Genomic DNA, 1,503 nt, shown 5'->3' on the forward strand with positions numbered 1-1,503 from the left:
CCGCTCCTCGCGCGACATCGCGCGCGGCGGCAGCACATCGACCGGCTTGGTATTGTTGGCAACGACCTGCAGCGGCAGCTCCTTCGTCATGGGCTCGATCCTCTCCCTCAAGACTTCCTGCTTCGTGGTGGTGCGGTAGGCGTTGCACTTCGGACAGCGGTGCTCGCGGCGCTTGCGGCCGATGAACCAGCCGCGTGGCAAGAGCCTGCGGCGCACGAACTGGATTTCGTTGGCGTCCTGATCGCGCTGCGAGGACGCTGGCAGCGCGTGGGTGTTGTAGGGGAGCCGCTCCTCCGCGCCGCAGGGGCAGCGCACGATGATGCCCCGCGACAGCCTGTTGTCGTCGCCGAACATCATCGGCGCATGCTGGAACGCCTGCATGTCATGCTTCACGGGCGGCGCCTCCGAACTGTTCGGCCTTCGCCAACACCAGCGCCTTGAGCATTTCGACCTCGTCGTCGCTCAGTTCGTAGCGGCGGCGCGCCGCCTTCTGCCCTTCGCTGTTCCACCACTCGCCCAGCTTCTCGCGGCTGGTGAACTCGTTGGCGATGGTAGCCTTGAGGTGCTCGATGAACTCGGCGCGCTTGGCGCCCAGCGCCTGGCGGCGGCGCAGCTCGCTCTCGTCAACGACGTTGCTCTGGTCCTTGTCGTAGAGCGCGAGGCCGAACGGATTGCCGAACGTCATGAGCGCGCGCTTCATCGCGTCGGTCTCGGCTTCCTTGATCGCGCTCTCGTGGGCGAGGCCACGGTCACGGTCGATGCCGTGCCCCGAGCCGAGCCCCTCGCGCACGATGTCGCCGACCGTGACGCGGACCTTGCAGATGTAGGTCACGCCGAAGCCGGGCAGCTTGTTCTCGCCGATCTCGCGCTCGTAGTCCGTGATGCAGGTGGCGAAGATGGTTTCGCGCTGCCAGCCATCGAAGCCGAAGATGCGGTTGGCTTCGGCGATGACGTGCCAGCCCTCGACGTAGCTGAAGGTGCGCCCGCCCTGCTTGCGCTCCTTCACCTGCGCGCGGTTCAGCGGCGCTGCGAGCCGCTCCAGTTGCGTATTCGAGAAAGCCATCGGCGTTGCTCCGTTCAGGCCCGGCGGTGCAGATTGGTGCGGCGGCCATGCGACTTGACCCCGGTCATGGGCACCTTGGTCGCCAGCTCGACGAGCTGGCCGCGCTTCTTGGCGGCGTTCCAGCACGCGCCCCATGCGTGCGGCGTGGCCGGTCGGACGCCGGGCCAGTGGGCGCGGATGTCCTCGCATGTCCCGATCCAACCGCGCGGCAGGTGATCGATGAAACGCGCAAACTGCGCCTTGAACTCCGGGTTATGATCGCGCGTGAGCGACATTCCCGCGTCGCGCAGCGCCCGCGACTTCTTGAGGTCGTAGTCGTCATCCTTGCTCATCACTTCACCGTCACGACAACAGAGGGCGGGGAGTTCGAGAGCGCGAGGCCGGGCAGCTCGCGCCCGGCCTTCAGCGCGTCCTTGATCTTGGTCCGGTCGGGCTTGCGC

The 1,503-nt window shown here is 66.9% G+C and carries 3 protein-coding genes; all 3 read right to left on the reverse strand.

What is annotated here, in order from left to right:
• A partial coding sequence (locus QJT78_RS51120) for a hypothetical protein (protein ID WP_281460875.1) occupies positions 1 to 393 on the reverse strand: 393 nt, incomplete at its 3' end.
• On the reverse strand, positions 383 to 1,063 hold the full coding sequence (locus QJT78_RS51125) for an RAD52 family DNA repair protein (RefSeq protein ID WP_049810397.1): 681 nt from the start codon (positions 1,061 to 1,063) through the stop codon (positions 383 to 385). The genes QJT78_RS51125 and QJT78_RS51120, both read right to left, overlap by 11 nt.
• A gap of 14 nt (positions 1,064 to 1,077) precedes the next feature.
• Positions 1,078 to 1,395 (reverse strand): hypothetical protein, encoded by a 318-nt coding sequence (locus QJT78_RS51130; RefSeq protein WP_038946050.1) that lies wholly within the window; start codon positions 1,393 to 1,395, stop codon positions 1,078 to 1,080.
• Positions 1,396 to 1,503: the final 108 nt, after the last annotated feature.

Source organism: Bradyrhizobium sp. Mp27 (assembly GCF_029953005.1).
Taxonomy (GTDB): Bacteria; Pseudomonadota; Alphaproteobacteria; order Rhizobiales; family Xanthobacteraceae; genus Bradyrhizobium; species Bradyrhizobium barranii.